The sequence below is a fragment of the Streptomyces sp. CRN 30 genome, from assembly GCF_034105845.1.
This window is the reverse complement of sequence record NZ_JAVRHI010000070.1, coordinates 1-4,872: the sequence shown is the minus strand read 5'-3', so window position 1 is coordinate 4,872 and position 4,872 is coordinate 1. Positions and strand designations below refer to the sequence as shown.

Genomic DNA, 4,872 nt, shown 5'->3' with positions numbered 1-4,872 from the left:
CGGGGCGTCCTGGCGGCCCATCGTCACCTTCGCGCAGCCCGACACCGGCCGGCGCGAGACGTACGACGGCGGTCGGCCGGGCCGCGGCCGGGCGCGCGTCGTGGCGGCCGCCGCCTGTGCCGTCCTCGGCCTCGGACTGATCGGGGGAGCGGTGGCCGGGAGCCTGGTGGCCGGGGACACCGACCCGGGCGGGGACCGCGGCGGCTTCGCCACGGCCGGGCAGCTGTGGCACAGCGTGCCCGTGGACCAGCTGTTCCCGCCGACCGTCGCGGGCGGCGGCGCGGGCCCCGGGGGCGCCGACCGCACCTGGACGCGGATCGCCGTGGCACCCGACGGCGAGTGCGCCGACGCCTTCGACCCGTCGCTGGCGAAGGCCCTCGCGCCCGTCGGCTGCGCCCGCCTGCTGCGTGCCACGTACACCGACGCCACCCGCAGCCACGTCACCACCGTCGGCCTGCTGTTCACCGAGGCGGACGCGGCCGCCATGACCTCCCTGAAGTCCCGGTTCCGCAAGGACGGCCTCGACCGGCGGACCGACCTGATGCCCCGTCCGTACGCCGCCGGGGGCACCGTCGCGGCCGGCTTCGGCGACGGCCAGCGCGCCTCCTGGGCCCTGTCCGTCCTCACCGACGCCCCGGTCGTCGTGTACGCCGTCTCCGGGTTCGCCGACGGCCGTACCGTCACCGAGCCGCAGCCCGCCGAGGAGGCCATGGAGTCCGGCGCCACCACCGCCCCGGCCCAGTCCGGCCTCGGCCACGAGGCGAAGGGCCTCGCCGACCGTGTGGAGCGCGGCCTGCGCAAGGCCGTCACGTCCGCGGAGGAGACCTCGTGAGGGCGGGTGCGCGCCGCGTGGCCGGCCCGGTGAGCGTCCTGATCGCGGCCTGTCTCGCCCTGCTCCCGTCGACGGCCGCGCACGCCGACGGCATCCGGGAGCAGCAGTGGGCGCTGGAGGCGATGCACACCGAGGAGGCCTGGCGGACCACCAAGGGCGCGGGCATCACCGTGGCCGTCCTCGACACGGGCGTGGACGACCAGCACCCCGACCTGGTGGGCAACGTGGCCGGGGGCAAGGACCTGGTCGGCTTCGGCGCGGGCCGGGGCGACAGCGCCTGGGCCCGGCACGGCACCGCCATGGCCGGCATCATCGCCGGGCACGGACACGGCGTGGGCGACGGGGACGGCGTCCTCGGTGTCGCCCCGGAGGCCACCATCCTGCCCGTGCGGGTCATCCTGGAGGACAAGGACCCCGCGCGCGCCAAGGCCCGCGACACCCGTGGCAACGCCCTCGCCGAAGGCATCCGCTGGGCCGCCGACCAGGGCGCCGACGTCATCAACCTCTCCCTCGGCGACGACTCCGAGTCCGCCCACCCCGAACCCGCCGAGGACGCCGCCGTCCGGTACGCCCTGGGGAAGGGTTCCGTCGTCGTCGCCTCCTCCGGCAACGGCGGCGAGAAGGGCGACCACATCTCGTACCCGGCCGCCTACCCCGGCGTCATCGCGGCGACCGCCGTCGACGAGTACGGCTCCCGCGCCCCCTTCTCCACCCGCCGCTGGTACGCCACCGTCAGCGCGCCCGGCGTGGACGTGGTCATAGCCGACCCGAACGGCAGGTACTACCAGGGCTGGGGCACGAGCGCCGCCGCGGCGTTCGTCTCCGGCGCGGTCGCCCTCATCAGGGCGGCCCACCCCGGTCTGACCCCGGCGCAGATCAAGCGGCTCCTGGAGGACACCGCCCGCGACGCCCCCGGGGGCGGCCGCGACGACTCCCGCGGCTTCGGCTTCGTGGACCCGGCCGCCGCGATCGAGGCGGGGGCCGCCGTCGCGTCCGAGAAGGCCACCGCGGTGGGGTACGAAGGGAAGTACTTCGGCGCGGGCCCGGACGCGGACCGTGACGAGGACGGCGCCCTCGGCTGGGCGGCCCCGGTCGCGGGCGGCCTCGGTGTCCTGCTGCTCGGCACGTCGGTGGTGGTGTGGCGGGGCCGCGGCAGGACCCGCGTCGAGGACTTCCGGACCGGCGCCTACTGAAGAGGCCCCCGGGACAGACTTGGGGCGGAACCTTTCCCCACGTGCGCGCGGGCACAGCGGGCGGGGGAGCACCCCCGCCCCCGTACGGTCTACTCCCCGGCGTTCCGGGCCGTGACCGCCGACACGGCAGCCCGTGCCGCCGCCTCCACCATCGTGATGCCCTTCTCCTTCGTCGTGCTGCCCCGGGACAGCACCGCGACGAGGTACTCGTCGCCATCCGCGGTGACCCGGCCGACGCTGTTGACGACCCACAGCCCGGTCGCGGTCCGCGGCAGCCATCCGTTCTTCAGGGCGGAGTCCGACCCGGCGGCCGAGACCCCCCAGCCCTGGTCCGCGACGACCCCGCCCATCAGCTCCCGGAGGTAGCTCCGCGAGGACTCGTCCAGCAGCGACTCGGAGCCGTCCCCGAATATCTGCCGGAGCAGGACGAGCTGATCGGCCGCGGTCGTCCGGGTCAGGCCCCACATCCCGCCCTCCCCGCCCTCGGTGCCGGTCAGCCCGAAGCGCTCGTTCGCGGCGTCGAGGCCGGCCTCCTCCCCGATCGTCCGCCACAGCGCGCTCGCGGAAGCGTTGTCGCTCTCCTCGATCATCGCGACGGCGTACTCCTCCTCCTGCGCGGTGAGCTCCCGCCCCGCGTCCTGGGCCTGCAGCAGCAGCGCGGCCAGGATGTCGGCCTTCACGATGCTCGCGGTCTCGAACCGTGCCGTCCCGTACGTCGCGCTCCGCCCGGACGTCACGTCCAGCACGGCCACGGACAGCTCGGCGCCCTCCTCCACCGCCACGTCCTCCAGCGCCGCCGCGAGCGACCCGTCGCCGTCCACCCCGGACGCCACCACAGATTTCACCGAAGTCTCCCCACTGGCCCGGGCCGCTGACGATGTCGGCGACGACGATACGGCGCCGTCGCCCCCGGGTGCCCCTCCCTTCACGTAGACGCTCCCGGCGGTGGCGCCGCCCACGACGACGACGGCCGCGAGCACGGAGGAGAGGAGGGGGCGCCGGGCCGGACGGGCGCGGCGACGGGCACGGCGAGGAGGCATGGGGCGATGCTCGGCGCCCGCCCTGTGCGTCCGGTGGGGCGACGGTGAGGGACGGGTCAGGGGAGGCTGAGAAAACCATGAGCCCGGCGAGCCGCGGGTGGCCGGGCCGGGAGGATCGCCCGGGGCGTGCCCCGATAGGCTCGGTGGCCGTGGCGAACAAGAACATTCCCGACCCCGGCTTCTCCGACGACGACGGCTCCGCCGATCCCCGGCTGAGCGCGGCGCTGGCGGCCTGGGCCGAGGACCGCACCGCCGTGCGGCCCGTCCTGGAGGCCCTGAAGGGGGCCAGGCTGCTCGTCCCCGTCGTCGCCGTCCTGGGCGAGGTGGAGGTCGACGAGAGCGGCCTGCGCCGCGAGAAGACCAGCGACATGGCCGTCCCGACGCTGAAGGCCGGCGACCGCACCGCGCTGCCCGCGTTCACGTCCACCGAGTCGCTGGCCCGCTGGGACCCCGCGGCCCGCCCCGTCGCCGTACCCCTGCACCAGGCGCTGCGGGCCGCGGCGCACGAGCGGGCCGACACGGTCGTGCTGGACATGTCCGGGCCGGTGGCCTTCGAACTGACGGGACCGGCGCTGCTCGCCCTCGCCGAGGGCCGCACCACCACGGACCCGCTCGCCGACCCCGCCGTGGTCGGGGCGGTGCGCGACGCCGTCGCCGCCGAGCCCGCCGTGCTCCGCGCCCACCTCGGTCCGGGCCGCGCGGACGGCACGCTCGCCCTGGTCCTGGACCCGTCCGTCGAGCAGGCGCCGGCCGTCCGGTCCGTGGCCGAGCGGCTCGCGGCCGACGAGACGCTGCGGGCCCGCCTGGTGCGCGGCCTCGACCTGGCACTGCTGCCGGCCGGGACGACGCCGCCGGGCGAGCCCCTGTACGTACGTCGGTGAGCGGGAGCGCTCGGGCGGACTAGCCGAACACCGGCCCCGTGTACTTCTCGCCGGGGCCCTGGCCCGGCTCGTCCGGGACGAGCGACGCCTCGCGGAAGGCCAGCTGCAGCGACTTCAGGCCGTCGCGCAGCGGGGCCGCGTGGAAGGAGCTGATCTCGGTCGCGCTCGCGTCGAGCAGACCGGCGAGGGCGTGCACCAGCTTGCGGGCCTCGTCCAGGTCCTTGTACGCGTCGCCCTCCTCCGTCAGACCGAGCTTCACGGCCGCCGCGCTCATCAGGTTCACGGCGACCGTCACGAGCACCTCGACCGCCGGCACCTCCGCGATGTCGCGGGCCATGGCGTCGAAGTCGGCGGCCTCGGTGGAGTCCGGGGCCTGCTCGGGGAAGTCGGAGGGGGAGGTGTCACTCATGCACCACACGATAGGCCCCGTTCCGGGCGCGCCCGTGCGCGGGCGGCGCCCGTACGCCGGTTCGCACCCGCCCCGGTGAGCTGCTAACCTTGGGTGACGACCGGCCGGACACACCTGGTGCCCGGCCCGCAAGTGGAGGCTCCGAACTCCCACCTGGCCATCTTCCGGGACGGCAGGTCACCGGTCAGGCGCCCCACCGTTCCGTACGGACGGTGGAGTCGCCCGAAGCGCGCCCCGCGGTGAACCGCGGCGGTGCTCCGGCAGTCATGGAGCCCCGCCTGCGTCCCGTCCGGGGCATTTTTCATGCGCCGCGATGGTTGGTCCCTATGTCAGCCAGACGAACGCGGCGGTCCGCCAGACCGTCGTGTGGTGCTATCGAGGAGGATCCATCAGCGCCGAGCCCCGCATCAACGACCGGATTCGCGTTCCCGAGGTGCGACTTGTCGGTCCCAGCGGCGAGCAGGTCGGGATTGTCCCGCTTGCCAAGGCCCTGGAGCTTGCGCAGGAGTACGACCTC

General features: G+C 75.4%; 5 protein-coding genes and 1 pseudogene. 4 read left to right on the top strand and 2 right to left on the bottom strand.

Annotated features, from left to right (window positions below; all coding sequences use genetic code 11):
• Nucleotides 1-19 precede the first annotated feature (19 nt).
• A complete protein-coding gene (locus UW392_RS06750) occupies nucleotides 20-832 on the top strand; it encodes a hypothetical protein (RefSeq protein WP_414495687.1) in 813 nt (270 codons plus the stop codon).
• Nucleotides 829-2,025, top strand: a complete 1,197-nt coding sequence (gene mycP, locus UW392_RS06745) for a type VII secretion-associated serine protease mycosin (protein WP_320773951.1) — start codon at nucleotides 829-831, stop codon at nucleotides 2,023-2,025. Before UW392_RS06750 ends, mycP begins: the two co-directional genes overlap by 4 nt.
• An 89-nt stretch (nucleotides 2,026-2,114) precedes the next feature.
• On the opposite strand, the gene UW392_RS06740 is transcribed toward mycP, so the two are convergent.
• Entirely contained in the window at nucleotides 2,115-3,065 is a 951-nt protein-coding gene (locus UW392_RS06740) for a serine hydrolase (protein ID WP_320773950.1), read from the bottom strand.
• Nucleotides 3,066-3,214: 149 nt separating this feature from the next.
• Between UW392_RS06740 and UW392_RS06735 the strand changes: the two genes are divergently transcribed.
• Entirely contained in the window at nucleotides 3,215-3,946 is a 732-nt protein-coding gene (locus tag UW392_RS06735) for an SseB family protein (RefSeq protein WP_320773949.1), read from the top strand.
• Nucleotides 3,947-3,965: 19 nt separating this feature from the next.
• Here UW392_RS06735 and UW392_RS06730 read toward each other — a convergent pair whose 3' ends face one another.
• On the bottom strand, nucleotides 3,966-4,355 hold the full coding sequence (locus UW392_RS06730) for a DUF1844 domain-containing protein (RefSeq protein ID WP_320773948.1): 390 nt from the start codon (nucleotides 4,353-4,355) through the stop codon (nucleotides 3,966-3,968).
• Between the two features lie 364 nt (nucleotides 4,356-4,719).
• Here UW392_RS06730 and UW392_RS06725 point away from each other — a divergent pair.
• Nucleotides 4,720-4,872: pseudogene (locus UW392_RS06725) on the top strand (translation initiation factor IF-3); the annotation flags it as partial.